At 30.2% G+C, this 26,012-nt stretch carries 37 protein-coding genes; 10 read left to right on the forward strand and 27 right to left on the reverse strand.

What is annotated here, in order from left to right:
* The 8 genes from ACR0P1_RS00220 to ACR0P1_RS00255 all read right to left on the reverse strand — a co-directional run bounded on the left by ACR0P1_RS00220 (position 1) and on the right by ACR0P1_RS00255 (position 2,097).
* Entirely contained in the window at positions 1 to 159 is a 159-nt protein-coding gene (locus ACR0P1_RS00220) for a hypothetical protein (RefSeq protein WP_432644398.1), read from the reverse strand.
* Positions 160 to 164: 5 nt separating this feature from the next.
* Positions 165 to 332 carry a hypothetical protein gene (locus tag ACR0P1_RS00225; protein WP_432644399.1) on the reverse strand — a complete coding sequence of 56 codons (168 nt, stop codon included), beginning with the start codon at positions 330 to 332 and terminating at the stop codon, positions 165 to 167.
* Complete coding sequence (locus ACR0P1_RS00230) at positions 329 to 469, reverse strand: hypothetical protein (protein ID WP_432644400.1); 141 nt, start codon at positions 467 to 469, stop codon at positions 329 to 331. Before ACR0P1_RS00230 ends, ACR0P1_RS00225 begins: the two co-directional genes overlap by 4 nt.
* Positions 466 to 870 (reverse strand): hypothetical protein, encoded by a 405-nt coding sequence (locus ACR0P1_RS00235; protein ID WP_432644401.1) that lies wholly within the window; start codon positions 868 to 870, stop codon positions 466 to 468. Before ACR0P1_RS00235 ends, ACR0P1_RS00230 begins: the two co-directional genes overlap by 4 nt.
* Entirely contained in the window at positions 867 to 1,028 is a 162-nt protein-coding gene (locus ACR0P1_RS00240; RefSeq protein WP_432644402.1) for a hypothetical protein, read from the reverse strand. Before ACR0P1_RS00240 ends, ACR0P1_RS00235 begins: the two co-directional genes overlap by 4 nt.
* Entirely contained in the window at positions 1,018 to 1,341 is a 324-nt protein-coding gene (locus ACR0P1_RS00245) for a hypothetical protein (RefSeq protein WP_432644403.1), read from the reverse strand. The genes ACR0P1_RS00240 and ACR0P1_RS00245 overlap by 11 nt, the downstream gene beginning before the upstream one ends.
* Positions 1,338 to 1,613 (reverse strand): hypothetical protein, encoded by a 276-nt coding sequence (locus ACR0P1_RS00250; RefSeq protein WP_432644404.1) that lies wholly within the window; start codon positions 1,611 to 1,613, stop codon positions 1,338 to 1,340. Before ACR0P1_RS00250 ends, ACR0P1_RS00245 begins: the two co-directional genes overlap by 4 nt.
* Before the next feature lie 139 nt (positions 1,614 to 1,752).
* A complete protein-coding gene (locus ACR0P1_RS00255; protein ID WP_432644405.1) occupies positions 1,753 to 2,097 on the reverse strand; it encodes a hypothetical protein in 345 nt (114 codons plus the stop codon).
* A gap of 69 nt (positions 2,098 to 2,166) precedes the next feature.
* Here ACR0P1_RS00255 and ACR0P1_RS00260 point away from each other — a divergent pair, with 69 nt between their 5' ends.
* The gene (locus ACR0P1_RS00260; RefSeq protein WP_432644406.1) at positions 2,167 to 2,367 is read left to right on the forward strand and encodes a hypothetical protein; all 201 of its coding nucleotides are present in this window, start codon (positions 2,167 to 2,169) and stop codon (positions 2,365 to 2,367) included.
* On the opposite strand, the gene ACR0P1_RS00265 is transcribed toward ACR0P1_RS00260, so the two are convergent.
* The 7 genes from ACR0P1_RS00265 to ACR0P1_RS00295 all read right to left on the reverse strand — a co-directional run bounded on the left by ACR0P1_RS00265 (position 2,357) and on the right by ACR0P1_RS00295 (position 5,092).
* Positions 2,357 to 2,575 carry a hypothetical protein gene (locus ACR0P1_RS00265; RefSeq protein WP_432644407.1) on the reverse strand — a complete coding sequence of 73 codons (219 nt, stop codon included), beginning with the start codon at positions 2,573 to 2,575 and terminating at the stop codon, positions 2,357 to 2,359. The genes ACR0P1_RS00260 and ACR0P1_RS00265 overlap by 11 nt on opposite strands.
* A 203-nt stretch (positions 2,576 to 2,778) precedes the next feature.
* The gene (locus ACR0P1_RS00270; RefSeq protein WP_432644408.1) at positions 2,779 to 3,267 is read right to left on the reverse strand and encodes a hypothetical protein; all 489 of its coding nucleotides are present in this window, start codon (positions 3,265 to 3,267) and stop codon (positions 2,779 to 2,781) included.
* Positions 3,260 to 3,532, reverse strand: a complete 273-nt coding sequence (locus ACR0P1_RS00275; RefSeq protein ID WP_432644409.1) for a hypothetical protein — start codon at positions 3,530 to 3,532, stop codon at positions 3,260 to 3,262. The genes ACR0P1_RS00270 and ACR0P1_RS00275 overlap by 8 nt, the downstream gene beginning before the upstream one ends.
* Positions 3,533 to 4,351: an AAA family ATPase gene (locus ACR0P1_RS00280; RefSeq protein WP_432644410.1), complete on the reverse strand. Its 819-nt coding sequence runs from the start codon at positions 4,349 to 4,351 to the stop codon at positions 3,533 to 3,535. It abuts the gene before it with no gap.
* 2 nt (positions 4,352 to 4,353) lie between these two features.
* On the reverse strand, positions 4,354 to 4,482 hold the full coding sequence (locus tag ACR0P1_RS00285) for a hypothetical protein (RefSeq protein WP_432644411.1): 129 nt from the start codon (positions 4,480 to 4,482) through the stop codon (positions 4,354 to 4,356).
* The gene (locus tag ACR0P1_RS00290; protein ID WP_432644412.1) at positions 4,479 to 4,874 is read right to left on the reverse strand and encodes a hypothetical protein; all 396 of its coding nucleotides are present in this window, start codon (positions 4,872 to 4,874) and stop codon (positions 4,479 to 4,481) included. Before ACR0P1_RS00290 ends, ACR0P1_RS00285 begins: the two co-directional genes overlap by 4 nt.
* Positions 4,871 to 5,092: a hypothetical protein gene (locus ACR0P1_RS00295; RefSeq protein ID WP_432644413.1), complete on the reverse strand. Its 222-nt coding sequence runs from the start codon at positions 5,090 to 5,092 to the stop codon at positions 4,871 to 4,873. Before ACR0P1_RS00295 ends, ACR0P1_RS00290 begins: the two co-directional genes overlap by 4 nt.
* Positions 5,093 to 5,230: 138 nt before the next feature.
* On the opposite strand from ACR0P1_RS00295, the gene ACR0P1_RS00300 reads away from it, so the two are divergent.
* The gene (locus tag ACR0P1_RS00300) at positions 5,231 to 5,404 is read left to right on the forward strand and encodes a hypothetical protein (RefSeq protein WP_432644414.1); all 174 of its coding nucleotides are present in this window, start codon (positions 5,231 to 5,233) and stop codon (positions 5,402 to 5,404) included.
* Between the two features lie 232 nt (positions 5,405 to 5,636).
* On the opposite strand, the gene ACR0P1_RS00305 is transcribed toward ACR0P1_RS00300, so the two are convergent.
* The 4 genes from ACR0P1_RS00305 to ACR0P1_RS00320 form a co-directional block, all read right to left on the reverse strand.
* On the reverse strand, positions 5,637 to 6,029 hold the full coding sequence (locus tag ACR0P1_RS00305; protein WP_432644415.1) for a hypothetical protein: 393 nt from the start codon (positions 6,027 to 6,029) through the stop codon (positions 5,637 to 5,639).
* A 37-nt stretch (positions 6,030 to 6,066) separates the two neighbouring features.
* Entirely contained in the window at positions 6,067 to 6,462 is a 396-nt protein-coding gene (locus tag ACR0P1_RS00310; protein WP_432644416.1) for a hypothetical protein, read from the reverse strand.
* Positions 6,452 to 6,964 (reverse strand): Panacea domain-containing protein, encoded by a 513-nt coding sequence (locus ACR0P1_RS00315; RefSeq protein ID WP_432644417.1) that lies wholly within the window; start codon positions 6,962 to 6,964, stop codon positions 6,452 to 6,454. Before ACR0P1_RS00315 ends, ACR0P1_RS00310 begins: the two co-directional genes overlap by 11 nt.
* A gap of 227 nt (positions 6,965 to 7,191) precedes the next feature.
* Positions 7,192 to 8,370 carry a tyrosine-type recombinase/integrase gene (locus ACR0P1_RS00320; RefSeq protein WP_432644418.1) on the reverse strand — a complete coding sequence of 393 codons (1,179 nt, stop codon included), beginning with the start codon at positions 8,368 to 8,370 and terminating at the stop codon, positions 7,192 to 7,194.
* 111 nt (positions 8,371 to 8,481) lie between these two features.
* Between ACR0P1_RS00320 and ACR0P1_RS00325 the strand changes: the two genes are divergently transcribed.
* The 3 genes from ACR0P1_RS00325 to ACR0P1_RS00335 are packed head-to-tail and all read left to right on the forward strand — an operon-like array spanning position 8,482 to position 10,454.
* The gene (locus ACR0P1_RS00325; RefSeq protein WP_432644419.1) at positions 8,482 to 9,705 is read left to right on the forward strand and encodes a molybdenum cofactor synthesis domain-containing protein; all 1,224 of its coding nucleotides are present in this window, start codon (positions 8,482 to 8,484) and stop codon (positions 9,703 to 9,705) included.
* 26 nt (positions 9,706 to 9,731) lie between these two features.
* Positions 9,732 to 10,193, forward strand: a complete 462-nt coding sequence (locus ACR0P1_RS00330; RefSeq protein WP_432644420.1) for a GyrI-like domain-containing protein — start codon at positions 9,732 to 9,734, stop codon at positions 10,191 to 10,193.
* A 9-nt stretch (positions 10,194 to 10,202) separates the two neighbouring features.
* Positions 10,203 to 10,454, forward strand: coding sequence for a hypothetical protein (locus ACR0P1_RS00335; RefSeq protein ID WP_432644421.1), 252 nt, complete (start codon positions 10,203 to 10,205; stop codon positions 10,452 to 10,454).
* A 12-nt stretch (positions 10,455 to 10,466) separates the two neighbouring features.
* On the opposite strand, the gene ACR0P1_RS00340 is transcribed toward ACR0P1_RS00335, so the two are convergent.
* From ACR0P1_RS00340 to hypD, 3 genes are read right to left on the reverse strand one after another with little or no spacing between them, the layout of a single operon-like run.
* A complete protein-coding gene (locus ACR0P1_RS00340; protein ID WP_432644422.1) occupies positions 10,467 to 11,777 on the reverse strand; it encodes a TldD/PmbA family protein in 1,311 nt (436 codons plus the stop codon).
* A 7-nt stretch (positions 11,778 to 11,784) separates the two neighbouring features.
* Positions 11,785 to 12,489, reverse strand: coding sequence for a phosphoglycolate phosphatase (locus tag ACR0P1_RS00345; RefSeq protein ID WP_432644423.1), 705 nt, complete (start codon positions 12,487 to 12,489; stop codon positions 11,785 to 11,787).
* Position 12,490: 1 nt separating this feature from the next.
* Positions 12,491 to 13,537 carry a hydrogenase formation protein HypD gene (gene hypD, locus ACR0P1_RS00350; protein ID WP_432644434.1) on the reverse strand — a complete coding sequence of 349 codons (1,047 nt, stop codon included), beginning with the start codon at positions 13,535 to 13,537 and terminating at the stop codon, positions 12,491 to 12,493.
* A gap of 85 nt (positions 13,538 to 13,622) precedes the next feature.
* Here hypD and ACR0P1_RS00355 point away from each other — a divergent pair, with 85 nt between their 5' ends.
* Positions 13,623 to 15,296, forward strand: coding sequence for a cytidylyltransferase domain-containing protein (locus ACR0P1_RS00355; protein ID WP_432644424.1), 1,674 nt, complete (start codon positions 13,623 to 13,625; stop codon positions 15,294 to 15,296).
* Positions 15,293 to 16,294: an N-acetylneuraminate synthase family protein gene (locus ACR0P1_RS00360; RefSeq protein ID WP_432644425.1), complete on the forward strand. Its 1,002-nt coding sequence runs from the start codon at positions 15,293 to 15,295 to the stop codon at positions 16,292 to 16,294. The genes ACR0P1_RS00355 and ACR0P1_RS00360 overlap by 4 nt, the downstream gene beginning before the upstream one ends.
* A gap of 244 nt (positions 16,295 to 16,538) precedes the next feature.
* Here ACR0P1_RS00360 and ACR0P1_RS00365 read toward each other — a convergent pair whose 3' ends face one another.
* The 3 genes from ACR0P1_RS00365 to ACR0P1_RS00375 form a co-directional block, all read right to left on the reverse strand.
* Positions 16,539 to 18,065, reverse strand: coding sequence for an NERD domain-containing protein (locus ACR0P1_RS00365; protein WP_432644426.1), 1,527 nt, complete (start codon positions 18,063 to 18,065; stop codon positions 16,539 to 16,541).
* A 102-nt stretch (positions 18,066 to 18,167) separates the two neighbouring features.
* Positions 18,168 to 19,748 (reverse strand): glycosyltransferase family 39 protein, encoded by a 1,581-nt coding sequence (locus ACR0P1_RS00370; RefSeq protein ID WP_432644427.1) that lies wholly within the window; start codon positions 19,746 to 19,748, stop codon positions 18,168 to 18,170.
* Between the two features lie 341 nt (positions 19,749 to 20,089).
* Complete coding sequence (locus ACR0P1_RS00375) at positions 20,090 to 20,935, reverse strand: UbiA family prenyltransferase (protein ID WP_432644428.1); 846 nt, start codon at positions 20,933 to 20,935, stop codon at positions 20,090 to 20,092.
* Positions 20,936 to 21,052: 117 nt separating this feature from the next.
* Between ACR0P1_RS00375 and ACR0P1_RS00380 the strand changes: the two genes are divergently transcribed.
* From ACR0P1_RS00380 to ACR0P1_RS00390, 3 genes are all read left to right on the forward strand, one after another.
* The gene (locus tag ACR0P1_RS00380; RefSeq protein WP_432644429.1) at positions 21,053 to 22,147 is read left to right on the forward strand and encodes an inositol-3-phosphate synthase; all 1,095 of its coding nucleotides are present in this window, start codon (positions 21,053 to 21,055) and stop codon (positions 22,145 to 22,147) included.
* A gap of 159 nt (positions 22,148 to 22,306) precedes the next feature.
* A complete protein-coding gene (gene oadA, locus ACR0P1_RS00385) occupies positions 22,307 to 24,019 on the forward strand; it encodes a sodium-extruding oxaloacetate decarboxylase subunit alpha (protein WP_432644430.1) in 1,713 nt (570 codons plus the stop codon).
* Between the two features lie 130 nt (positions 24,020 to 24,149).
* Positions 24,150 to 25,148: a tRNA-dihydrouridine synthase gene (locus ACR0P1_RS00390; protein ID WP_432644431.1), complete on the forward strand. Its 999-nt coding sequence runs from the start codon at positions 24,150 to 24,152 to the stop codon at positions 25,146 to 25,148.
* Between the two features lie 78 nt (positions 25,149 to 25,226).
* On the opposite strand, the gene ACR0P1_RS00395 is transcribed toward ACR0P1_RS00390, so the two are convergent.
* Complete coding sequence (locus ACR0P1_RS00395; protein WP_432644432.1) at positions 25,227 to 25,664, reverse strand: type II toxin-antitoxin system VapC family toxin; 438 nt, start codon at positions 25,662 to 25,664, stop codon at positions 25,227 to 25,229.
* Positions 25,661 to 25,894, reverse strand: coding sequence for an AbrB/MazE/SpoVT family DNA-binding domain-containing protein (locus tag ACR0P1_RS00400; RefSeq protein ID WP_432644433.1), 234 nt, complete (start codon positions 25,892 to 25,894; stop codon positions 25,661 to 25,663). Before ACR0P1_RS00400 ends, ACR0P1_RS00395 begins: the two co-directional genes overlap by 4 nt.
* Between the last annotated feature and the right edge of the window lie 118 nt (positions 25,895 to 26,012).

Below are 26,012 nucleotides of genomic sequence, written 5' to 3' on the forward strand. Positions count from 1 at the left end.
TCACCTCCTTATAAAATAATCACAGTGGCACAAACCACCACTAGCATTTGGTTTGCCTCTTTTATCTAAGCATCCAGTTTCAAAACTATCGGGTTTTTGTCCTGGAACATCAATACTTTTCTTACAATCACAACAACAATGGATTTCAGTAATACACATGCTTTTTATACCTCATTAATTTTCTGTTTCAATTTATGGAATTGTTCTTTAGTTATGATATAATCGATACAGGGAGTTTCAAATAAAATTTTATCTGATCTGTCTGGATGATTCTTATCAACATATTTTTTAACATTAAAACAATCAATCCAATCCCCTTCATATTTCCTCATAATATTCCTTTCCTCCAGTTATACTCATTAACATACTTATAGAGAATATTGCAACGGATAGGATAATCAAGTTTACATGGATACCTTTTATTATCCTCATCCAACATTGGACATTCTTTACAATCACTACTAATCATAACTCCACACCTAAATTACTTGCTAAATTAACCAATGCATTATGACCAAGATGAGTACGCTCATTTTTAATAGCTTCCCTTAATTCAGCTTTAAATTTAAATAATGTTTCTCTATCCTGTTCCAATCTTTGATTTTTAGTTTTCAACTCATTCAAATCCTCTTCATATCTATTTAAAATAGTGACAATACTTCTATTAGTATGAGGAATTCCTTCCTCACAAATATCAGTACCTTCAATAACATCAGTATTTAAAAACCATCTTTTTTCAGTCATAAATCCACTCTTAAATTCATCTTTTACAGAATTTTTTACAATTTTTTCAACTTCCTCTAAAGGAATATTAAATCTTCTAGAAACAATAAGTGGCATCATAAAATTAATAACAAATCTCTCATTCATTCTAATATCCCCATGTTTAACATTAAGATATAACCTGCTAAATCAGAATCAGTTAACTTTTCATTATTATTCAATTTTTTAACGATAGGTACATCATCAATTGTTGCCTTTCCTTCTTTTTGCTTTTTAAAAAAATTTTCATAATCATCATTCATCATGTACACATCCTTGTCTTAACAATAATAATTCAAAAGAATATTTAACTTCACGGTCTTTAATAGACTCAAATTCACTTTTAATATTTTCTAGATTTTTTAAACTTTCAATAAAATTAGATTGCTTATCTTTAGGATAAAGAAAAATAGTGGATTCACTTAACGGTAAATCCACAGTTAAATTAATTTTAAAATCCACAATAAGATCATAATCCAAATTTTTCAAGAATCGGTCAACAATACACCATTTATCTAATTCATAGTTTTCATCAGTAATTTTAAGAAAACCTTCAACAGGTTCTGAAACTTCAATCATTCTAAATCAACTCCTTTTAAACCTGCCTGGTCCCATAATTCTCTCCATTCTTGCAATCTTTGTTCACTACTTGGAATTAATTTTGCCAAACCTACCTTTGATAAATCAATGATCATCTTCTCATTAATGATTAAATATTCCCCATTACCAGAAGTGTATTCATCTTCAGGTTCTATTGTCACACATTCGTCAAAATGTGCAGATTGAAGTTCAACTGCTAATTTCTCTTTTGTAGCTTTTTTAATTAAAACTCTCAATGAATCCATATTCATTATATCATCTTCCTGTAACGTTCTTGTCTTTTTTCAAATTCTTTTTCTGCTTTTCTTTCACCATACCATGATTGTATTAACCATCCGAAAGCACCCCAAAAACTTAGAACCATTATTATTATGAGTAGTAATTCAAGAATCATAAATCAACACTTCCCATTTTCACATAAGTCATGGCTTTTAAGAAACTGATCCTTCTTTTGAGGTAATCAATACTGAATTCGAATGTTTTCAACTCACTCACTATATCGGAGAGTTCATTTTTAACATGATTCTTTCTGACTGTTTCATTATTCTTACCGTAGAGTTCTTTAAAATCCGTACTTGCAATTATATTTTCAGATAATCCATTGTACTTTTCTTTTAAATTATAATAATCCACTTCTTTATCAGATAATTCAATAATCAAGTTTTCCCATTCCTGACTTATTTCTTCAACATTTTTGTATACTGTAGATAAATTATTTTCCATATTCCCATCCAAACCATCGTTTTTTAATAAAATTTTAAAACATAACTATAATCACCAAAAAACATAGGAGGTGATTAAACTTTGTCTGATATAATTCAAGATTTGAAAACAGAAGATGACTCTGTTTCCAACATTGAATTATTAAATTATGTTATTGCATTGCAACTACAGAAAATAGAAGATTATAACAGTAACCATCCAAGTGTTATAACTTCTAAAACTGAAGAGGCAATGAACAACTTAATTAGATTATTGGAATTACGAAGTAAATTCAATCTCTAAGTCTTTCAACCATTGACTTTGGAGAGTCTTTTCCAATAATCTTAAAATTTTTGTTTTTAATAAAATCCTCAATACTTTTCTCAGAAGCAAAATGAACAATAACTTCTGGTTCAATATATATTTTATAAGTTCCGTTTGTTTCTAAGACAATTTGAGGATACTCTTCATTTTCATTCATATCATCACCAACTAATATTTCAATTTGCATTTTTTAACAATTCTTATAACATTGTTATATTAAATCATTTGTTTTGAAAATTTAATAAATAATAATAATAAATAATAATAATTTTCCCCATTTTAGATGTATTACAAAAATGTAACACATTTGAAATTATAAATTCTACAAAATTGTGTTACAGTAATGCATTACTGTAATACAATATCTTACAAAATAGAATCTGAAATGTATTACAACTTTGTATTACACAATTTTTTCAAATTATCCCTCACTAAACTCAAAAACTTATTACCATCATAACCCCACTCACGAGCAGTAGTCAAAACAGCATGACGGCCTTGATCCAACTCAACACGCTTAAGACTATTCTCACCATGAGCACTGAAAATATCATTAGCATAATCCCTAGCGGAATCATTAATCAAACCATCTAAAGTTTCTTTATCCAACTTAGTTGGATTGATAATCCTTATACGATTATTAATAGCAGCCAACTTAGCTTCCTTAGAATGAATATCTTTTTTAAGATTAGCAATATCCAACTCTAATTCACCTTTCTGATACATTAAAAGATTAATCTCTTTAGAGAGTTTATCACATCCAATCTCAAAAATCTCCGCATAGGAATAAGGTAACTCCTTAGCCTTACGTTTCAACCTCGGATGAACACGCATATTAATAATCTCAGATTTCGGAAATTCACCTTTCTGATTAACCAATTAAACCACCTTCAAAAACAGCGGGATCATCTAATAAACTCATGTCAACAAATTTCATGAAATCAATACAAGCAAGTATATGCCTACATAAATGCCTGCCTTTTAAACATCCTTGACAGGTACACAACCAAGTACTTGTATCCATATCATATGATACAATATAAGTCTCATCTTCCTCTGTAGATGATGGAACCTCAAAGCTAATACCCTCCTTATCTCCAAATGTAATGAGAACATCTAAAGTAATAAGATTAGAGGAGGACATTTATATGCCTCCAATGTTTAAATTGTTATCTATCCATCTTATACATTCCTTGTAGATTGTTTTATCAGGATTAAGGTCATTTTCACATTTATCTAGGATACATCTTTTGACTTTATCAATTGTTGGTTCCATCCCACGTTCATATAATGCATTCATACAATCAGTTATTAACTGAGGCATTGGTGCTTCCTCTTTAGGAGTAACAGGGATACTTGAAGTGACTGGTTTACTTATTATTGGTTTGCCTATTAATGGTTCGATTTCACCACGAGTTTTAGTGCAAACATAAGTAAAATCATCATTAGTGAATCCTTTACCAGTATGACTACAATGGAATTTATAATCAACCATATTATTAATCATCTCAGCAAATTTAGAGGATTCATTCTCCTCTGTGACAATCATATCCTTTTGCCCTATGAAAATCACATTAATCCTTGAATGTAACAATACTTTCCAAATCTTTTTGAAATTCTGAGTCCGGACCAAATAAGTCCTCTGTGACTCTTTACCTTTGGGTAATAACAAATTATTGAAAGTACCCACACCATCAATAATAAGAGTATCAAATCGTGAATCTGTTTCAACATCCTTAATGATACTAATCACACCATTAATAACATCACGATCACTATCCCAATCACATTTCAACCTAGGCAAACCAGTATGATTAGTACAATCAAAATCAATTACCACAGGATTTAACCCCCTGGACTCACAATACAATTGTGCACCAGTAGATTTACCACTACCATCAATACCATAAAATATAGTTTTTAAGAACCTTGGTTTAGACTCATCAATAAATTGCAAAACCATACTTAGAAACCTCCAAGATTAATGAATATGAATAACATTACAACTGCAACACTCATACAACCATACAATAATGAATGAGTGTCCAATACTGGACATTCCATTCTTTTATCTAATCTAGCAGGAGATTTCATTCTTTAACCTCCATTGCCCTAAAAATATCAAGTAAGTGTTTAGGGTCAACCAATCCAAATTCATCACTAATAAATACAATAGACCAGAACTTATTATGTCCTGTTTCAAGGAGTACTTCATAACCGTACTCATTCATATGTTGAATGAAACGGCCTGTTTGACTTTTATACATAGTCAAACATGCTTCACCATGAAAATAATTCCAATTCACACTACGAAATCCTCTTTTAGTGAAGATAGTATTGATCTCACTTTGAAGATCCATCATACTTTCAAGATCTGCATTTTCTTTACAACAATCAAAAGTACATTCATTGCAGAACATACTTTTACAATCAAAAAGCTCATCTGCATTTGATGGGTAAACTTCAGTGGTGGAGTAGATACTCATAAACTAGCCTCCTTAATGTCCCCGAAGACTTCTTTATATGCTTCAAGTTCTGCTTTTTGTTCAACAACATTCATGAAAAATCGTAATTGTTCTTCAGGAGAACGATTACGGAATTTCTCACGTAACAATCCAGCCTTAACAGGCAAATTATCTATTTCCTTAGTCATTTTAACACTTCTGTCGAATTTGTGAAAGTCATCCTGAAATTGCCGTTTCAAGAATCCTCTCTTGATAATTAATATAAACTTAATACTATATAAACCTTTACACTACACTTTACACTATTCTAAACATATATATTTATACTGCTTCTTACAGATATATTACCATGAACACATAAAAAGGAGATTATGCCAATGTTTAAATATAAATCAAAAGTAGGAAAAGGAAGTAGTAAATTTGATTCAGCAAGGTTGATAATCCCACAACAAGTTAGAAAATTCTTAGAAATTGACCCTGGAGACACTGTTACTTGGGAAGTCAACATAGATGAAACTGGAACTACAGTAACAATAAAAAAAGCTGAATAAACACCACTAACAACCTCACTAAATTTTAAAAATAAATCTTGAAAAATATTTTTGAAATTAGTAAGTATTAAATAATTCTTATTCTCTAATATAATATTGGTTACTAAAATTTTAATCACTTCTGTCGAGGTACTTATTTTTTTGTAGCCAGAGTATGTGGGAGAGGAATTGCCGTTCCTACGACCTCACACACTCTTTTTTTACAAACTTATTTATTTCTTTTTATTTATGTTTAATCTTCATAATCACTAGCATCCATTGATTGCCAACTACTTTTTCCGGAATCTTCATCATATACTCTTTTATATTCTTTCCCATCATCACCAGTTTTTACAGGTTGATCATGAGTATATGCCCAATCCCCATCGGTTTGCTGAGATTCATCCCATTTTTCAACATAACTTTTAGAATCTGATGAACTGCTTTCATGAGAAGATGAATCTTCTTTTACTGGTTCTTCTGTAACATTAGTATTATTTAATGTTGCATTCTTTGTAATGTTAGTTGTATTATTTACATGAGCACTACTATTATTTGTAGTGTTTTGGTTAGTGTATATGAAAGTGGCTCCCATTATTATTACACAAATGATTATTAAAATCAATCCGATTTTTTTAATCTCCATTTTTTCATCCTCTCTTTTTTTTAATGCATTTCATTTATTATTTTTTTGGTGAGAATAGGTTGTTAATTCTTTCTTTATTTTCAACTGGTTTTTTATTTTTATTATAAATTTCAACGAAATAAAATAAATTGTCTTCTCTTGAAAATAGGAATGTAATTCTGAAACCTGAACGTGACCCTTTATTTATTCCTTTGCAACGAAAGTTTTTAACAATGAAAGCAGGGAATTTAACGTTCCTATTTAAACCAGAAATTCTATTACATAATGAAACTGGGAATTGGTTGTCATCTTCAAGTTTTTGAACTAATACTATTTTTAATCTTTCAAAATCTTCTTTTAATGAAGGACATTGGTGTTTACGAATGATTTTGTTAAATTCATTTTCGAAAAGAGGATGGTTATCAAAGGTATAATTATCCAAGTTACTCATCATACTCCCTCACAACATATTCTGGGTCACGGTAAAATACGAATTCATAGTCTAATTCTTCACCATTTTCAGCAACTTTCCAGGGCATGTCTCCATGTGAGTAATCGCTAATTTCCTTTGCACTCATATTTGAAATATTATTGATAGTATCGTTAATAACATTTAATTCATTGTTGTTTAAACATGATATTTCAGGTTCTTTTAAAGATGTGTATTTGTATTTGTTATAATCAATTACTTTTTCAGTGGCCTCTTTAATTTTCCCTTCCTTTATTAATTCATCTTTTAGATCTAAGAAATGTGAAGATATGGGACCATTTGGTTTTTTAATATATGTTTCTCCAGTGATTGGTGTTTCATATAATTCATAAAAATTAAAATCAGAAAAGTATAATAATTTATACATTACTGTTCTGCCGACATTATGGTTTAAGCCACATTTACTTATGATGTAATGTATTACTGCTTTAAGTTTTTCAGGGCTATAATTAATATCTTCATTCATGATTTTTCCTCCAATTTTTTTCTCCTTTTTTATGTCAATTAGTATGTTTGTTGAGAGTTAATATAAAACTTTCTATTCATTTTATTTGAAAATTAAAATATTATTGTTCAATATTATAATAAAATTCTTGTTTGTTTGTTCAGTAGTGAAAAATGAAGTACAATGTGTTTGAAAAACTAGTGTTCAACAAAACAATATAAACACTAACCAAACACACAAAAAAAGAACTACATAAACAAATCCTCCAAATCATCACTATTATTCTTCATAGCAGCATTAATTTTCTCATCAATGCGAGCATCAATATTATCAACAATCTCCTGATAATGTTTATTCTGTTCCTTCAAAATAGCATTCTCATTTTCTAACTGGATAACCTCCTCGGGTTTGACTTCTTTAATATCAAAGTCAACAAATAAACAATGCATGTACTTGACATATTTCTCTTTTAATTTTGAAGGGTTGACTTTGAAGTAAGCTTCATCAGTAGGGTTTTGACCTTTTCCCTGCAAAGTATTAATTGTATCTTTATCCAAACCTTCACTTTTCAGCGTGCTTGCGTGGTATCGTCTGAGCATATGACTGGTGAAACGATTATAGTTTCGCACTTTCCCCAATCCTAATGCAGTGTTGATTTCCTTGAAGTAATTGTTGAAGTAATCTTTATTTATATCAAATATGCGAGTATCTGGCTTGAGATGTGCATGATTGTTAAGCAGTTTAACTAAGTGATGTATGATGGCTTCGGTTGCTTCAGGTGTGCAGCAAGTATAAAACCATTTTTTTGTTTTATATCTGTATAAATGAAAGATTGGTACTATATCATCACGGTCTTTTAATTCGTTAAGAACATCATGTATATCAGTTTTATCATGGTATTCACTTGTGGCGTCAATAAAATCTTGTATTGTTAAATGACGGGCTTCTTTTTTAGCGCAGCCTGATGATACCATGAATAATATTAATGCCCGTATCATGGGTTCACTAATGCTTAATGCTTTTTGTAATATTGATTTGGTTGGCAGATCCTTGTATGTGATTGGTGGGTCCAGGTCTTCTGATTGTATTTCAGGTAGTTTGTGTATTTCTATATAGAAGTGTGTGTAGATTGTTCTGATTCTGCTGAAGTGTATTTTTGCGGTTTTTTTACTGTAGTTATCGTAGAGGTATGCTCGGAAGTCTGTTAATCTTTGTTTTAATGTACGGTCTATCCATGGTAAACGGTCTTTTTCTTCGGTTCTTGCTTCTTCAAGTAATTCAGTAAGGGTTAAATCGTTGAATAATGTGTATATTCTTATAACGTCTTTGTATCCTTTTACTGATGATTTTTTTAGTCGGCGTGTTTCGTAGAATTCTTGGAGTATCATCATGTCTTCATCATTCATTTTCATAATTATGTCCTTCATATTTATTTTTTGGTTTTGTGAGAGCATTTGGTAAGTAATTGAATGATAAATTTATAATGACTTATCAATATATTATATATTAATTTATTGTATGTTATATAAGTGGTGATTATGGGAACTGAATTTTTAAAGATTAAAGAATGTGATGAAGCCAGTGATATTATCCAAGATTTATTCAATGAAAAGTTAAATCAACAAAGTGAAGAAATTCCTGTTACAGAAGCATATGGAAGAGTTTTATTTGAAGATGTTTATTCAAAAATGGATTTTCCACCTTTCAATAAAGCTTTAAAAGATGGATTTGCGATTGTTGCTGAAGATAGTTTTGGTGCATCAGAAGAATCTCCTAAAACATTGGATGTAATTGATTTCTTAGAAGCAGGTGCCGTAACTGATAAAAAAGTCGAAAAAGGAAAATGTATTGAAATCAGTACTGGTGCTGCAATGCCTGAAGGTGCTGAATCTGTTGTAATGGTTGAATATGCTGAAAAATTAGATGGTAAAGTTAATCTATTGACTACAGCCACTCCTACACAAGATGTAGCTCGTAAAGGGTCTGATATTGAAGAAGGTAAATTAATCCTCAAAAAGGGTGATTTTTTAAATCCTGGTAAAATTGGGGTGTTACTATCCCAAGGTTTTGAAACTATTGAAGTTTATAAGAGACCTAGTGTTGGCGTTATTTCATCTGGAAATGAAATCACACTTCAAGGAGAAGAATTAAAATACGGTAAAATCTATGATGTTAATGGTGGTATGATTAAAAACGCAGCTATTTCCTGTGGGGGAGATGCACGTTTTTTAGGCATCATGAGGGATGATTATGATGAAGTTAAACAAAAAATAACTGATTGTTTAAAAGAATCAGACATTATTCTCTGTTCTGGTGGAACTTCTGCAGGTCTTGGGGATGTTTTAAACAGTGTTTTAGAGGAATTAGGTGAAGTTTACATTCATGGTATTTCAGTTCAACCTGGTAAACCAACCATTGTTGGTGTAATCGAAGATAAATTAGTCATTGGACTTCCGGGAAATCCTGTTTCTGCTTTAATGATATTTAATGCATTTATAGCAGAACCACTAACTAAATTAGCAGGAATCAATAAAGACTTTGAACTTGACACTGTTAAAGGTAAAATGACTAGAAGAATTCATTCTCCTGTTGGAAGGATGCAATATCAACTTGTTAAAGTTGATGGAGAAGATATTCATCCAATATTCAAAGATTCAGGAGCAATATTTTCACTTTCAACTGCTGATGGATATGTAAAAGTTCCAAAATCTGTTGAACTTTTAGATGAAGGTGAAGAAGTAGAAGTTTATTTATTCAATTAACTATTATAAAATATTAAGGTGTAAAAATGGAAACTGAAGTTAAAGTAATTCCAGAACAAAAATTAGCTGTTATTAATTGTAAAACTCCAATCACTGATTTGGAAATTTTCCTTTCCATGTTGATGGGTTGGGTTGATGCTGAAGAAATTGAAACTGTTGGTGAACCATTCATTGTTTATTTCTCACCAAGACATCAAGTCAATGAGGGTGACGTTGTATATGATGTAAGTATTCCTATTAAAGATGATGCTAATGAAACTGATAGAATTCGTGTTGTAGATATGATTCCAAACAAAGTTTTATCTACTATTCATTATGGTTCTAATGATAATATAATGGAGACCTACGAGAAATTAGTTGAAATTGCTCAAGAAAACCATTATGATATTATTGGATCCCCTAAAGAAGTTTTAATAAAAAATATTCATAATTGTAATGATGAAAAAGAATATATAACTGAGATTCAATTGCCTATTATTGAAATGTAGGTGTTTTATATGCCTAAAAACGAAGAATTTGATATTGATAAAGAAATTGAGAAAATATCTAGAAAAACAAATAGGCTCATGAAAAAGTCTGAATATTCTTTTGAAAATCAAATAAGAAAATTAGATAAAGAAATTGATGAAATTATGGACGATAAGCTAAAGGAGTTTGATGATAACAAAAAAATAACATTAGATTATTTATCCATTGATTATAATGATTCTACAATCAGTAGATATAGAGAAAAATTAAAAAAGATTTAATTTTTCTATTTATTAATTTTGTCCAACAACTCTTAAGTCATGAACTAACAATTTTGGAATAATAAATGAACCGTATTGTTTTATTTCTGATTTTATTCCTTCTACTTTTTTCATAATTTCAAAGATATTTCCAGAAATCATAGCTTTATTGATGGGGTCAGTCAATTCTCCATTTTCTATTTTAAATGCATTGCTTGCCTCAACTGAAAAGTCTCCAGAAATAGGGTTTGCAGTGTGTGCTCCTAAAACACTAGTTGTTAAAACACCTTTGTTAACTTCGGATAAATCTTTCATGTCTTTAAATTTAAATTCAAGATTTGTAGGAGAAATCATAGGGGTTGATAAATAGGAATCTCTAAGACCATTAGATGTTGTTTTAACACCTGATTTATTTGCAGTATAAATATCATAAATAAATGAATTTAAAACTCCTTCTTTTATTAAATCAGTTTTTTGACTTGCACTACCTTCTCCATCACATTTTGAGGTGCACAATCCTTTTTCTAAAAGAGGATTATCAGTAATTGTCAAGTTAGAATTAGCTATTTGGGAGTCCATTTTATCTTTTAGAATGGATCTTCCTCTCATAACACTCTCACCATCAAATGCACCCATAAATGTTTGTAAAAGACCAATTGCTGCATAATAATCAAGAACAACACTATAATCATTTGTTTCAATCGGTTTTGTATCAAGAGAACTTTTAGCAAGATTACATGCTTCAATAGCTAATTTTTCACCATCTAAATCAAAGAATCTTGAGGATTGTGAGTTATAAGCTGTTGCAATTTTTCCATCTTTTTGAGTAGTCACAGATAATCCAATACCAAATCCTGTGCCTTCGTTTTCAATAGAAACTCCATTTGAATTTAAGATAAGTGATTTGCCTTCAGCTGCTGAAAATCCGGAACCAGTTATGTCACACCCTTGGTCAATTGTTGTATCAATGGTGTTTTTTAAAAATTCAATGGATTCATCTAGACTTAAGTCATTAAATTTTTTATCATATACTTTTTTAACACTTGGGATTTCTTCAACTTCTGCAAAAGCATAATTTTCATCAGTTTTATTTAATTTTGTGTTTTCAATTGACTGTGCTGCGGTTTCAGCTATTTTATCCATATTTGAAGTGAATGCAAAACCTACTTTATTGTTCTTAATTACTCTGATACCTACTCCACGTTCAATTTCTTCTTTTGCAAAATTCAATTCTTCTTTTCTGGAGTCAAGCTCGATAGATTTTGATTCATCAATATATATTTCGTAAGCATCACAATCATTTTCTATTGCTTTTTTCGCTTTTTGTGCTATTTCGTATATCATTTTATCACTATAATGCAAATTTTTCAATAGCTTCTGCTACGCCATCACCAAAATTATTTTTACAAGTGTAGGTACTAATTTCCTTTAACTTATCCTCAGCATTTCCTACAGCTATTCTATATCCTGCTTGTTTTAAGAAATCTTCATCGTTTTGACCATCTCCAATAGCCATAACATTATCCATATTTATTCCGTTTCTTTCACATAAATATTTGAGTGAAGTTCCTTTATTCACACGTTTATCTGTGACGTGTAGTGCAAAGCCACTGTCATAAATTTCAAGTTCATCTAGGAATTTAAAATCTTTTAGTGCATCTTCTAATTCTTTTTCACTGAGGGTCTTGTAGAATACAGTTTCTGTTAATCTGTACATGTTATCATGAGATGCATGTTTGTCAAATTTTTCACCTAGTTTTTCTTTTAAATGTTCCTCAGCAGATGTCACAAAGGATCTTTCAACTAATGTTTCAACTGCATTATTGTTTTCTCCTTCTTTAAAAACAACACCACCATTTTCAGCTACAAGTCCTCCACTACAACCAATTAACACTTCAGCAGCATAAGCAAAGTTGACAACGTTACCAGTTACAATAATTGTTGGTATTCCGTTAGCTTCTGCTTTTCTTAATGATTCAATAGCAGAAATACAAATGTGTCTTTTTTCATCTGTTATTGTTCCATCAATATCTACTGCAATCGCTTCAATTGTCATATTATCCTCTTGAATATCTGTGTGCGATGTTGCAGGTTCCTTCTTTACTTACCATACATGCTCCAATAGGGTGTAATGGATTACATGTTTTTCTAAATAGTTTACAGTCTTCTGGTCTTGCAAGTCCTCTTAAAATAGGTCCGCAAATACATCCTTTCGGTGCTTCTGTAACATTTTTAACTTCAATGTCGTATTTTTCACGTGCATTAAATTCACTAAATTCATCTTTAATTTCTAAGATGGAATTTGGTATCTTTGGAAATCCTCTCCATTCTCTGGAGGTTACTTCGAATACTTGTTCCATTTTTTCCTGTGCGATAGTATTTCCTTCTTCTTTAACTGCCCTTGTGTATTCATTTTCTATTTTTGGTGTTTCGTTATGGATTTGTCTTAAAATCATATATACTGACATTAGTGTGTCCAATGGATTAAATCCAGCTACAGCTTGAGGAATTCCAAATTTGCTTGAGAAATATTCGAATGGTTTGGTTCCAATGATTGTACAAACATGTCCTGGTTGAATTAATGCATTTAAGCTGGTTTCTCCGGAGTTAATTAAAAAATCAATAGCTGGAGGTATTAACCTATGGCATGAGAGCACTGAGAAATTTTCAGGGGGTGTTGCTAACAATTCTGCTGCTGTGGTAGGAGCAGTTGTTTCAAAACCTGCTGATATGAATGCAACATCATTATCTTCTTTTTCAGCTATTTCAATAGCTCTGTTGATTCCATAAACTACTCTTACATCTCCTCCTTCAGCTTTTGCATCTGCAAGTGATCTTTCAGAACCTGGAACTCTTAACATGTCTCCGAAGGTTGTAATTGTAACGCCCTTGTCGATTAGTTCTAATGCTTCATCAATTTCACGTGATGGAACCACACAAACAGGACATCCTGGCCCTGCAATGATTTCTACTTCTTCTGGGAGTAAGCTTCTAATTCCATTTTCCATTATTGTATGTTCATGTGAACCACAAACATGCATTATCTTAACAGGTGTGGATAATTCATTTATTTTTTTTAATAATTTATCAGACATACTTTTCATATTCATTTTAACACCAAAGATTTAATAATATATTATAAGTATATTTATTATTGTATTAATTAAATTTATGGATATAAAGATTAACATGTTTAATAATAATAAAATTTTAGTAGTTATTCCGGCTAATGGGAACTCAAAGAAGATTCCCAGAAAATATGCTCGTTTATTACATGATAAACCCTTGATTTTTCATGCAATTAACTGTGCTAAATCATCTCAATATGTTGATGATGTTGTTGTAACTACAGATGATTCTGAAATTGCATCAATTTCCGAGAAAGTTGGTGTAAGTGTTATCAGATGTTCAAAAGAATTACCTGAAGGAGGCATGTCATTAAGTGCTATTGTTTTCAATGCTATGGTTGAAAAAGAAAAATCAGCATTTGACGAATATGATATTGTAATTAAATTGTCTCCAACGTCTCCATTGATTAAAACACAGACTTTAGATAAAGCTATTGAAAAATTTGATGATTTTGCCCTTGAAACTGTAATTTCAGTTGTTGAGGACAATCATTTATCCTGGAGTTATGATGAGGAAAATAGAAGATATTTCCCTAATTATGTTGAAAGGCCTGATAAAAATGATTTACCTAAATCTTTTAGAGAAACTGGTGCTATAATAGCCACTCGCAGAGGATTCATTAATGAAGTTTCTTTTATTGGGGATAATGTTAATGTAATTGAATTGTCTGATGAAGAAGCTATTGTCATTGATAGTTTTAAGGATTGGTGGATTGTTGAGTTACTTCTTAGAAGAAAAAGAATGGGTATTGTTGTAAATGCTCATGATGAAATTGGAACTAGAAGACTTGATACTTGTTTATCATTCGCATCAAAGATGGTTTCTCATGAAGTTTTATTTATTTTAGATGAAAAGTATGAATTAGGACAAGATTTAGTTAAAAAAGCAGGGTTTAATTTTAAAGTTTATGATGGACATGAATCAATTTATAATATCTTAGAAGAATTCGGTTGTCAGATAGTGATTAATGATGTATCAAACACTACTGAGGAATATATAACTGATTTAAAAGAGAAAGGATATTTTGTTGTTAATTTTGATGATGTAGGTGCTGGATCAAATTTTGCTAATGTTGTGTTTGATTCGTTATACGAACATGATTTAAGTGATACAAATGTGTATAATGGTCAAAAGTTCCATGTTCTTAAAGATGAATTCTACTTACAGCCACATAAAATAATTACTCAGGAAGTAAACAATATTTTGATTATGATTGATGGTAATGACCCTAAACATTTATCAGAAACATTTTTAGAGTTAATCTTATCTACTACATATGATAAGAAGATAAATATTATATTGGGTAGAGGATATGAGAATATTGAACAGTTCATATCCAAATATGAGTCTAATCCTTTAGTTCAAATTTATCAAAATGTTTCAAATATTAGTGATTTCATGTTCAAGGCAGATATATTAATCACTTCTGCAAGTAAAATTGTTTATGATGCATGTGCATTGGGTATTCCTACAATTTCTGTTTATCAAAATGATTTGGAAACATCTCATGTTTTTGCAAACAGTGTTAATGGAATTTTAAATTTAGGTGATGTTGATTCTTTAACAAGAGAGGAGTTCATTGATGAATTCTTAAAGTTAGTCAATGATTATGACCTTAGAGTAGAAATGCATAACAAAATGAAAGCTATTGATTTACAGCATGGCTATGAAAATATTTATGCGGTCATTAAAGAGGAATATCGGAATTTCATAATGAATGATGATGTATCATGAGGATATTTAACAAACATCCTTTTTTAATTGGTGAAATCAGTTTTAATTATTATGATTTTGCTAAAAAAGAGGATTTATCTTATTTTGAGGTTGCAAAGCTACTGGTTAAAAAATGTAGTGAATGTGGAATTAATGGAGTTAATTTCCATGTTGGTGATTCGGAATATTTGCATTGTAATTATGGGCAAGATTTAAATCAGGATGATCAATTAAGTTATGATGATTATAAACAATTAGCAGGGTATTGTAAGGAGATGGGGATGACATTTATAATAACTCCTGTTAATAAGGAAATTGTTGATAATTTGGATGATGTAGTTGAGGTTTATAAAATCGCTTCTTCGGATTTGGATAATATTCCGCTTATTGATCATATTTCAAACAAACAAAAACCTATTTTATTATCCACAGCGGCAGCTAACTTAAAAGAAATAAGAGATGCTATAAATTGCATTGAAGACAATTCTAATTTTGACATAATTTTAATGCATTCAGTATTATCATATCCTACAAAACTAGAAGATGCCAATCTTTTAATGATTAAAGATCTTATAGAAAATTTTAAGGATTATGATGTTGGTTACTCAGATTATACAGTTTTTGATGATTTAATGTTTAGTTTAACAACTGCATGTAACTATGGTGCAGTTGTATTGGAAAAATATTTTACATTGGATAAATCTTTTGAAGGCCATGAATTTGCTATGGATGAGGAGGATGCTCGTATTATTAGATTAAATACTAGTATGTTGTCTAAAATTAATGGTTATAAGAATAAACAACCTTTGATTTGCGAGTCTTTTTCAAGAAATAATGTCAGAAAATCCATTGTTGCAAAAGAAAATATTAAGTCAGGCGAAACAATCACTAATTCTAATATTGATTTTAAAAGACCAGGAAAAGGTATTTCTCCATCAAAAGTAGATAGTATTCTTGGTAAAATAGTTAATAGGGATATTTCTAAAGGTTCTTTAATTGAATATGATATGTTGTCATAAAAAATAAAAAAGAAGAATATTTAAGAAGAATTTATTCCATTATAATCTTCAGGATATGCTTCTTCTAATTTCTGATCTGCATAACTTGCACCAGGGTCTGTTTGATAATGCATATGATAGTTTTATTGGATAATGGGGTTGTATTTTTATTTTTTTAAAAATACGAAAATAGTTGGTGTTAAAGTTCTTAATTACAATGAATAGTTGTTTGAAATTATTTAATAGAAAAAATAAAAAAAAGAAATTAAATTTCTGAAGAACAATCTGCTGAATATTTGCTGATTAAAACAGCACATTTATCGATTGTTTCAGAATCTAATTTGATTGTAGCAGTTTGGATTTTATTTAATAATTCCTCAATAAATAAGTCTTCATCAGTTAGAGGCATATTTATAACCACAACTTCATTGTTTATGAATCCAACTAACGGTTCAACAAAACAGTTTCTGATATTGTTGTCATTAAGGAAGTTTATTAAATCCTCACCTAAGCTTAATGCTTTTTGTTTCACTTTATTATCTTGTGAAAATTTAGCTTGTTTTGTAGTGTATTTGAATTTCCTTGTATTTCCATAGCTTGGAATTTCTTCAAGTTTATCCTCTTCAGATTCACTACTTCCGATTAAATTCAAATTTTCGTTTTCTGCTTCTAATCTAAGTTTTGGGTTATATTTTTGTGAAAGCAATGCATAGATTCCAGTTGGACCTACAACAACATGGTTAATACCTGATGTGGAAGTTGGAGTTTTAACATTATAGAATACATAAAACTCTTCTGGAAGACTTAACAAGTGTTCTCTAATTATTCTTGTTCTTTCTTCAGTTTGTTTTATATCTCTTGTTCTATAAATTCCATAACATAAGATGATTACTCCAATAAATAAGGCGACAACTCCTATACCACTGTTTATAGTTAGAATTTCAATTATACTTAAAATGAAAATGACTACTCCTATGATGATAATTATATTTTTACCATTTTGGATTTCAACATCAATTGAGTCGTTATTTCTAATTGAATTTTCTTTTGGTGTTATTTCACCAATCTCAGGTTCTTTTAAGCTAATTTTATCAAGGAAACTCTTATTTGATTCTGGGTTGTCGTTTTTTGGATAGTATTTTTCTATTCCATTGAAGAATTCAGTTTTAAGGAAATTCTTTAAGATATCATAATCTTCGGTTTTTGGAACTGCAAATTCTTTTCCAAATCTTGATAAAACGGATGGTGGTATGGTAGTTCTTGCTGTTTTTAAGATTACTTTTTCTTGTATCTCCTCTTCTTCTTTTTCAGAGTCTGCAATTTGCTGCATATGCTCTTCTGAAAAGAAATTTTCAAGTTTATCAGTAAGTGATCTTAGTGAGTGAGTGTCATCTTCTGTTTTTATTTCTTCAGATGTTGGTTCTTTAGGCTCTGATTCTTTTCTAATGTTTTCAAGCTCTGTACGTTTTTCTTCAAGATAAGAGTCTAATTCATTATTCATATTCTCATCTAGATATCTTAAAGATCCACCGCAGCTGTCACATTCATAGTCGAGTATACTGTCACTACTTTTAATTTTGTATTTTAGTCCGCAGTCTTGACATTGGACTATGTAGGAATTATTATACTTTGTTGAACTAATAAATGGTTTATCTGTTTTTTCTTTTTCATTAGAATAGTCTTCTAAGTATTCTAAGTCACCTGCACATGAAGAACACTCGAATGTAGATATATCATCATTATCATCGAGTTGGTATTTTGCACCACAGTTCTTACAGCATACAACTTTCATATTATCCTCTTAATACTTTTTATATTGTTATTTTTTTATTTTTTTTATTATATATGTTTCTAATAATAATTAAAAACATAATTTTTCGATAGTGTTTTAGACTTAAAAGTTATTGTTTTTATATAAATACAAATCATTGATGTTTTTTATTTCACTGAAGTTTGTCAAATTATCAAGAGGATTATTTGATATGTAATAACTTATATTACTCTGGTCTATTCCACTTTGGTTGCTTGAAGGAATTCCTGTTATGTTTGGTCCAAGCCACCAGCTGTATGGTCTGAGATTATATGCTCCAATAGTCATGTTTTCATAGTCTGAATTGGTGTTGATTATATAGTCTGAAATCTGTTCAGGGTTTAAATACTTGTCTGTCGGTCCAACGGTTGATGTAAATGCAAAAGCTTGAACGATAAACAGTATTATTAGAGCAATTGGAATTATATTCTTGTTGATTTTTACATGTGAATGGATGTTTTCTATTGCCATTAAAACAAAGAATATGAATGGAGGAAATGTAGGGAGTATATATCTGTTGACCTTAACGATATCAAAGCTAAGAAATATTGCATTTGCTAAAATCCAACCAAGCATAAATATTCCATTATTATGTCCCTTGTCTTTAGCAAGCAAATAAATCCCAATATAAGCCAATATTGATGTAATTACGGAAGTAACTCTGTTAAAACTTATAATGGCAATTAGGATTATCCCAATTGCAAGAATGTCTTTCTTACTTAAGTTAACATTGCCTTTATGGTCATATAACCAGAATCCTCCTCCAATAATTAATAATGCATATATTATATAGGATAAAATTGTAGGGGAGTATAATGTAGGATTTGTTTCAAATACCGTATGTGAATTTGATATGAAATTTATGTAATTTACCAGATAATAACTTGAATCAGGGTTAAATGCAGGATCGTTTTTTGATCCGGTGTCTCCTTTAACTCCATTTGCCATCTGGCTAGCAGCATCAAACCTGCCTTGTCCCATAGCAAAAACAATTAAAAATATAATCACTGCAATAATTATGGCTATGATTATTCCTTTTTTTATGTATTTTTTATCTTCATGTTTTATTTTAAATCCGTTTTCAAGGACATAAAACAGGAAAAATGCAGGTATGGTCAGTATTACAGTATATCTTGTATAAAGTCCAATAACCATCAATGGTATTACATATTGATAATATTTAGGGTTTTCACGAACTGCGATTATTGTAAATAATGCAATCCAAATAATTACTCCTACTGCAGGAATGTCCAATGTTCCGTTTGCAAGCCAGATTAAGTAAAGGGAAAATGATGAATAAAGTATTGTACCGGTTAGGCTTAATTCTTCGTTAAAGAATTTTTTTAACAATAGGTAAAATCCAACATTTCCAATTATTGCAAATATGCCGGTAACAATGTATATTGCTACCTTATCGGTGACTCCTACTCTAAAGAGAAGTGAAGTAAAAAAGCAGATAACTGGAGATATATGAATAAACTGAGTAATATTTACTTTTTCACCAGCATAATAAAGAGAATTTAAAAGATAAACATAAACATCAGAACATGAAATGCCTATTGAATTGTTGAAATTAATATAATATCCTACTAATATTGTACTAAATATTATAATGGCTGTTAAATATATCTTGTCCTTTTTGTTTATGTTAAATTCTTTAAACATATTATTACTTCTTATTATTTCAATATATAAAGTTATATAATTCTTATAATTATTTAAAGAAAGGATTATCTTGATTTTTTGAGAGGAGAAGATGTTTTAAATATGGGTGGGGATAGTGGAGTTAAATTTGGAGTAATGATGATTTGAGATTATTACAATTAATAAAATCATAAGAAATAAGTTTTTAGGATATTTTTTTTAAAAAAAGAGGTCATATACTGATAGGAGTTTTCAAAACAAAAAAATTAACGAGGTATTTAAATAAAAAAAAGTAAATGAATTAAATTTGATGATTAATTCATTAATTTATTAATCTAAAATACTATTATTTTTCAGATTTATTATATTAAAGATCCAAGAGCAAAAGCAACGAAAGCTATTAGCATTCCAATTTTTAAATTTTTAGAAACTTTTGCGGCGACTTTCATTTCCTGTGATTTTAATATTAAAATTGCAGAATAAACGAATAATATAACTGCAATAGCTATAACAATTAAATATAATATTCCAAAAACATTGTAGTAATAAAGCAGAGGACATAATGCGCTGTCTAATATTATTAATATAGCTGCAAGTACTGCAGGCTTTTTTTTACCAATCAAAATAGGTAATGTCTTTGCATTATCTGCCATGTCTCCTTCAATGTCTTCGATGTCTTTTATAATTTCCCGTGCGGTTGTCATTACAAATGCAAAGAATCCTAAGAATATGGAAGTTGCGATAATGCTTGGATTGTTGATTGTAAATCCTCCAAACACGAATCCAAATCCAGTCAAGAATCCAACAATCAAGTTACCAATTAATGGAGTTGCCTTTAGGGTATATGCATATAGATAAAGAACTATGTCTGTAAACAGCACGATTGCAAATGGTATCCAATTGCCTGTAAGATAGCTAATTAGAAAACCACATAAAGTTCCTGCGAAAAACAGTAAATAAGCATAATTCCTTCCATTTTTTAGTGAAATTCTGCCGGAAGGTATGGGTCGTTCAGGTTTGTTTATCAAATCGATATTGTAATCAAAATAATCATTAATCACGTTTCCAGCTGCTGTTTCAAAAAAGACAGCAAACATTGCAAGAATTATAGGAATTGAAATTGTTTTGTCAATAAGTGCAACTAAAATTATTGATATTGCTCCCATTAAAGCATTTCCAGGTCTTAAGATTTCTATATATGGATTCATATTTTTAGTTCCTATTTTTTGATTAAACATTAATTATATAAAGTATATTAATTAACATATAATATTAGTATTTTATTTTAATTAAAGTATTTTATAATTATTGAGCTGGTGTTATATTTGAATAAAATTAAGATAGCAATTGTTGGAATAGGAAACTGTGCTAGTTCTCTTATTCAAGGAATACATTATTATGATGGTAAAAAACCTGAAGATGCAATAGGACTTATGCATTGGGATATTGGAGGATATAAACCTAGTGATATTGAAGTTGTCGCAACTTTTGATGTAGACAAGAGGAAAGTTGGAAAAACTATTGATGAAGCGATTTTTGCAAAACCGAACTGCACTACAGTTTTCCAAGAAGATATTCCAAAATATGATGTTAAAGTAAGTATGGGGCATGTTTTAGATGGTGTTGCTGAACATATGTCCAATTATGATGATGAATACACATTTGTTGTAAGCGATGAGAGTCCTGTTGATGTTGTAGAAGTTTTAAAGGAAAGTGGGGCCGAAATATTAGTCAATTACTTACCTGTAGGTTCAGAAAAAGCTGCAAGATATTATGCTCAATGTGCTCTTGATGCAGGTGTTGCATATGTAAACTGTATGCCTGTATTTATTGTAAGTGATGATGAATGGGATGCTAAATTCAAGGCAAAAGGAATTCCTATTGTAGGTGATGATATTAAAGCTCAAATTGGTGCAACTATCACTCACAGAACACTAGCTAGTTTATTTATGGATAGAGGCGTAAAATTAGATAAGACTTATCAAATTAATACTGGTGGAAACACTGACTTTTTGAATATGCTTAATCGTGAAAGATTGGACTCTAAAAAAGAATCCAAGACTGAAGCCGTTCAATCAGTATTAAAAGAAAGAATGGATGATATGGATATCCATATTGGTCCTAGTGATTATGTCCCATGGCAAAACGATAACAAGTTATGTTTCCTCAGAATGGAAGGCCGTACATTTGGGGATGTTCCTATGAACATTGAGCTTAGGTTAAGCGTAGAAGATTCTCCAAACTCCGCAGGATGCGTAATTGATGCAGTAAGATGCTGTAAAATCGGTTTGGAAAGAGGTATTGGTGGACAATTGACTTCAATTTCCTCATACACTATGAAACACCCTCCAATCCAATACACTGATGATGAAGCATTTGAAAATGTTGAAAAATTTATTTCCGGTGAAATGGAAAGATAATTTTTCAATATCTTATTTTTTTGAATTTTTTTTTTAGAAATCTCTAGAACCCAATGAAATCAATAGAGATTTTGCATATTTTTATATAATACAAAATACATATATTATAGTTGGATATTTTTATGATTATTTTTAAATAAATGTTAAGAGGTGTAAATAATGGCAAAAGTAAGGTTTACAGAAACAGCACTTCGTGATGCTCACCAATCTCTTCTCGCTACAAGGATGAGAACCAGAGACATGATTCCTATTGCTCAGGAAATGGACAAAGTTGGTTTCTTTTCAGTAGAAGCTTGGGGTGGAGCTACTTTTGATACTTGCATTAGATATTTGAATGAAGACCCATGGGCAAGATTAAGACAATTAAAATCAGAATTTAAGAAAACTCCTATTCAAATGCTTTTAAGGGGGCAAAATTTAGTAGGATACAAACATTATCCTGATGATGTTGTAACAAAATTTGTAGAAAAATCATATGAAAACGGTGTAGATGTTTTCAGGGTTTTTGATGCATTAAATGATGTCAGGAATATGGAAAAAGCAATTCGTGTTGCTAAAGATCAAGGTGCACATGTACAAGGTACAATAAGTTATACCATAAGTCCTGTCCATACTATTGATGGTTTTGTGGATTTAGCTAAAGATCTTGAAACTCTTGATTGTGATTCTGTCGCAATTAAAGATATGGCAGGTTTAATCACTCCTACTGCTGCTTATGAGTTAGTATCAAAATTAAAAGAAGAAACAGATTTGCTTGTTGACTTACATTGTCATTGTACCAGTGGTATGACTCCAATTAGTTACTATGCAGCATGTCAAGCAGGTGTTGATATTTTAGACACTGCTATGTCACCTTTGGCATGGGGAACAAGTCAACCACCAACAGAAAGTATGGTTGCAGCTCTTCAGGGAACAGAATTTGATACAGGTCTTGATTTGAAATTATTAGCTTCAATCAAAAAGTATTTTGAAGACATTAAAGAAAAATACTTAGGAATTTTAGACCCTATTTCCACAAGTATTGATGCAGATGTATTATTATATCAAATTCCTGGTGGAATGCTTTCAAATCTTATTTCTCAACTCAAAGAGCAAAATGCACTTGATAGATACAATGATGTATTAGAAGAAATGCCTCGTGTTAGAAAAGATATGGGATACCCACCTCTTGTAACTCCAACAAGTCAAATTGTTGGTATTCAGGCTGTAATGAATGTTTTAGGTGGAGAAAGATACAAAACTGTATCCAATGAAGTTAAAGATTACATGAAAGGTATGTATGGTAAACCACCTGCAGATGTGAATGCGGAAATTGCTAAAAAAATCATTGGTGATGAAGAAGTTACTACATGCAGGCCTGCTGATTTACTTGAACCTGAATTCGATAAGTATAAATCTGAAGGGGAAGAAAAAGGATTTGTCAAATCTGATGAAGATGCATTGACTTATGCATTATATCCATCAATTGCTCCAAAATTCCTTAAAGGTGATGCTGTAGAAGAGGAACTCAAACCACCTCATGCATTTGCAGAAGATGAAACAATTGGAATTCCAACTCAATATAATGTTGAAGTTGATGGGGATATGTTTGAAGTTAAAATCATGCCTACTGGATTTATGGAGATTGAAGAAGGAGCTAACGGTAATTTCCATCCAGTTGAAGGTGGAGTAATTTCTTCTATGAATGGTATGGTAATCAAACTCAAAGTTAATGTTGGAGATAAAGTCACCAAAGGATCCACTATTTGTGTTATTGAAGCTATGAAGATGGAAAATGATATACAATCTGAAGTAGATGGTGTTGTTGAGGAAATCTTTGTAGAACCTGGTGATGCAGTCAACACTGGTGACACTTTAATGGTAATCAAATAGATTACCTTTACTCTTTTTTTTAAAACAAGAAAAATTAGACTACTTTTCAAAATATTGGGAATTATTTTTTTTAACTTATTGAGCTATTGAATAAGTAGTAGACAATATAAATTTGTTAAGTCGTGATAATATGAAAGATATTTTTGATAATGTTCAATTTGGAGATTTAAATCTCAAAAGTCGTATAGTTAGAACTGGAACATGGGAAACTGAAACTTCAGAAGGAGGATTTCTAACACCTGATGTTTATGATAGATATGAGAAGATTGCAAGCAGTGGTACTGGATTAATTGTATCTGAAATATTTGCATTGGATTATAAAGACAGGTTTTTCCCTTATTCAACTAATATGAATTATAAGGGTTTTATTAAGGATTATCAAATGGTTACAGATATTGCCCATAAGTATGATGTTCCAATTTTAGGTCAACTTGCATTTTTTTATTATGATGATGGTGAAAATCAGAAAGTGGAGGCCAATGAAATCACTGAGCAAGGAATTAGAAAATTGCAAGCTGAAGTAATCATGGCTGCCAAAAAATTCTCATTTGCAGGATTTGATGGAATTCAAATCAACATGGGAAATAATTTTTATATTGCAAGGTTTATGAATCCATATTTCAATCAAAGGAATGATAAATATGGTGGAAATACTGAAAACCGTGTAAGGATTTCTGCTGAGATAATTAAGGTTATCAAAAAGACCATGGATATGCATGTAAGCTGTAGAATTAATCCATGGGATGTAAGAAAAGGTGGAATGACTGCTGATGAAAGTATTGCTATTGCAAAAGAACTTGAAAAGGCAGGTGCTGATAGTATTCAACTTACTGCACGGACAATATCACAAGTTTATGACAAAGGAGAAAAACATCCATTTTTAGTTTATGCTGAAAAATTAATTGATGCGGTTGATATTCCGGTTATTTTAGGCGGGTCCCTTAGGGATATGAAAACAATCAATGAGGTTTTAAATAGTTCAACTGTTGAATATATCTCAATGTCTAAACCATTTGTTGCTCAAGCTGATTTTTTAGCAGATTGGAAAGAAAATGGTGAGGGAGTAGCAATTTGTCAAAGCTGTAGTAATTGTTATTCCAAAAAAACCAGTAATTGTTTTAAATATTGATTAGATAAGTAAGTAATTGATTAGCAATTATAAAATTACTCGTTGTATACTTCTTTCAATATTTTTTTCTTTTTGTTTTTATAGATAATCTAAACCAATCAAATTAATTTCATCAAAATTTTTAAATTGTTGATCAAAGCTAGCTAAATATCTAATATTTGATTCTTGCATGGTTAAAATAATACTTGAATCAGTAAAACTCAATTTTGTTTTTTTACTGTTTAGACCAACAATCCTTTTGAAGATGTCAAATGTTTTTGCTGTATAGTTGAAGATATTGTATTCATTTAATATTTCAAAGCTGTCAATTAATCCATAATATATTTCTTCAGCAGCATCAATGTTGATTTTTTTGCCTATTAAGGTTAAGACTTCATTTAATACATTGTTATTAATATAACAGTCTTGTGATAATATGTTTTCTGTTTTCTCTAGTCTTAAAGCATTTTCATGTAGTTCATCGTTTGAATTGACATAAGCCAGTATAAATGAAGTATCTAAGAATATTTTGTTCATTCGTATAAACTCCTTTTCAATTCTACTGCATTGGTTTTTTCTTCAGTTTTAAATGCACCTGCTAATTTTTTAAAACTTCTTTTCTTCCTGAAAGTTATTTCAGGATTTCCTTTTTCGTTGATAGTCCATTCTACAACGGTTTCCTTGTTGATATCATAATTTTTTCTTATTTCTTTTGGGATTGTAGTTTGGTAATTACTTTGAATTTTACTTGTGGCTAATATAAGCATGTTTTTCACCTCTTGGAAAAATATTTGTTTAGATAATGTATTATATTATATATTTATAGTAGGATATTAATATATCGGATATTAATTATAATATCTGAAAATTTTATATTATAATAAT

The organism is Methanobrevibacter sp., assembly GCF_050872065.1.
In the GTDB taxonomy this organism is placed as follows: domain Archaea; phylum Methanobacteriota; class Methanobacteria; order Methanobacteriales; family Methanobacteriaceae; genus Methanocatella.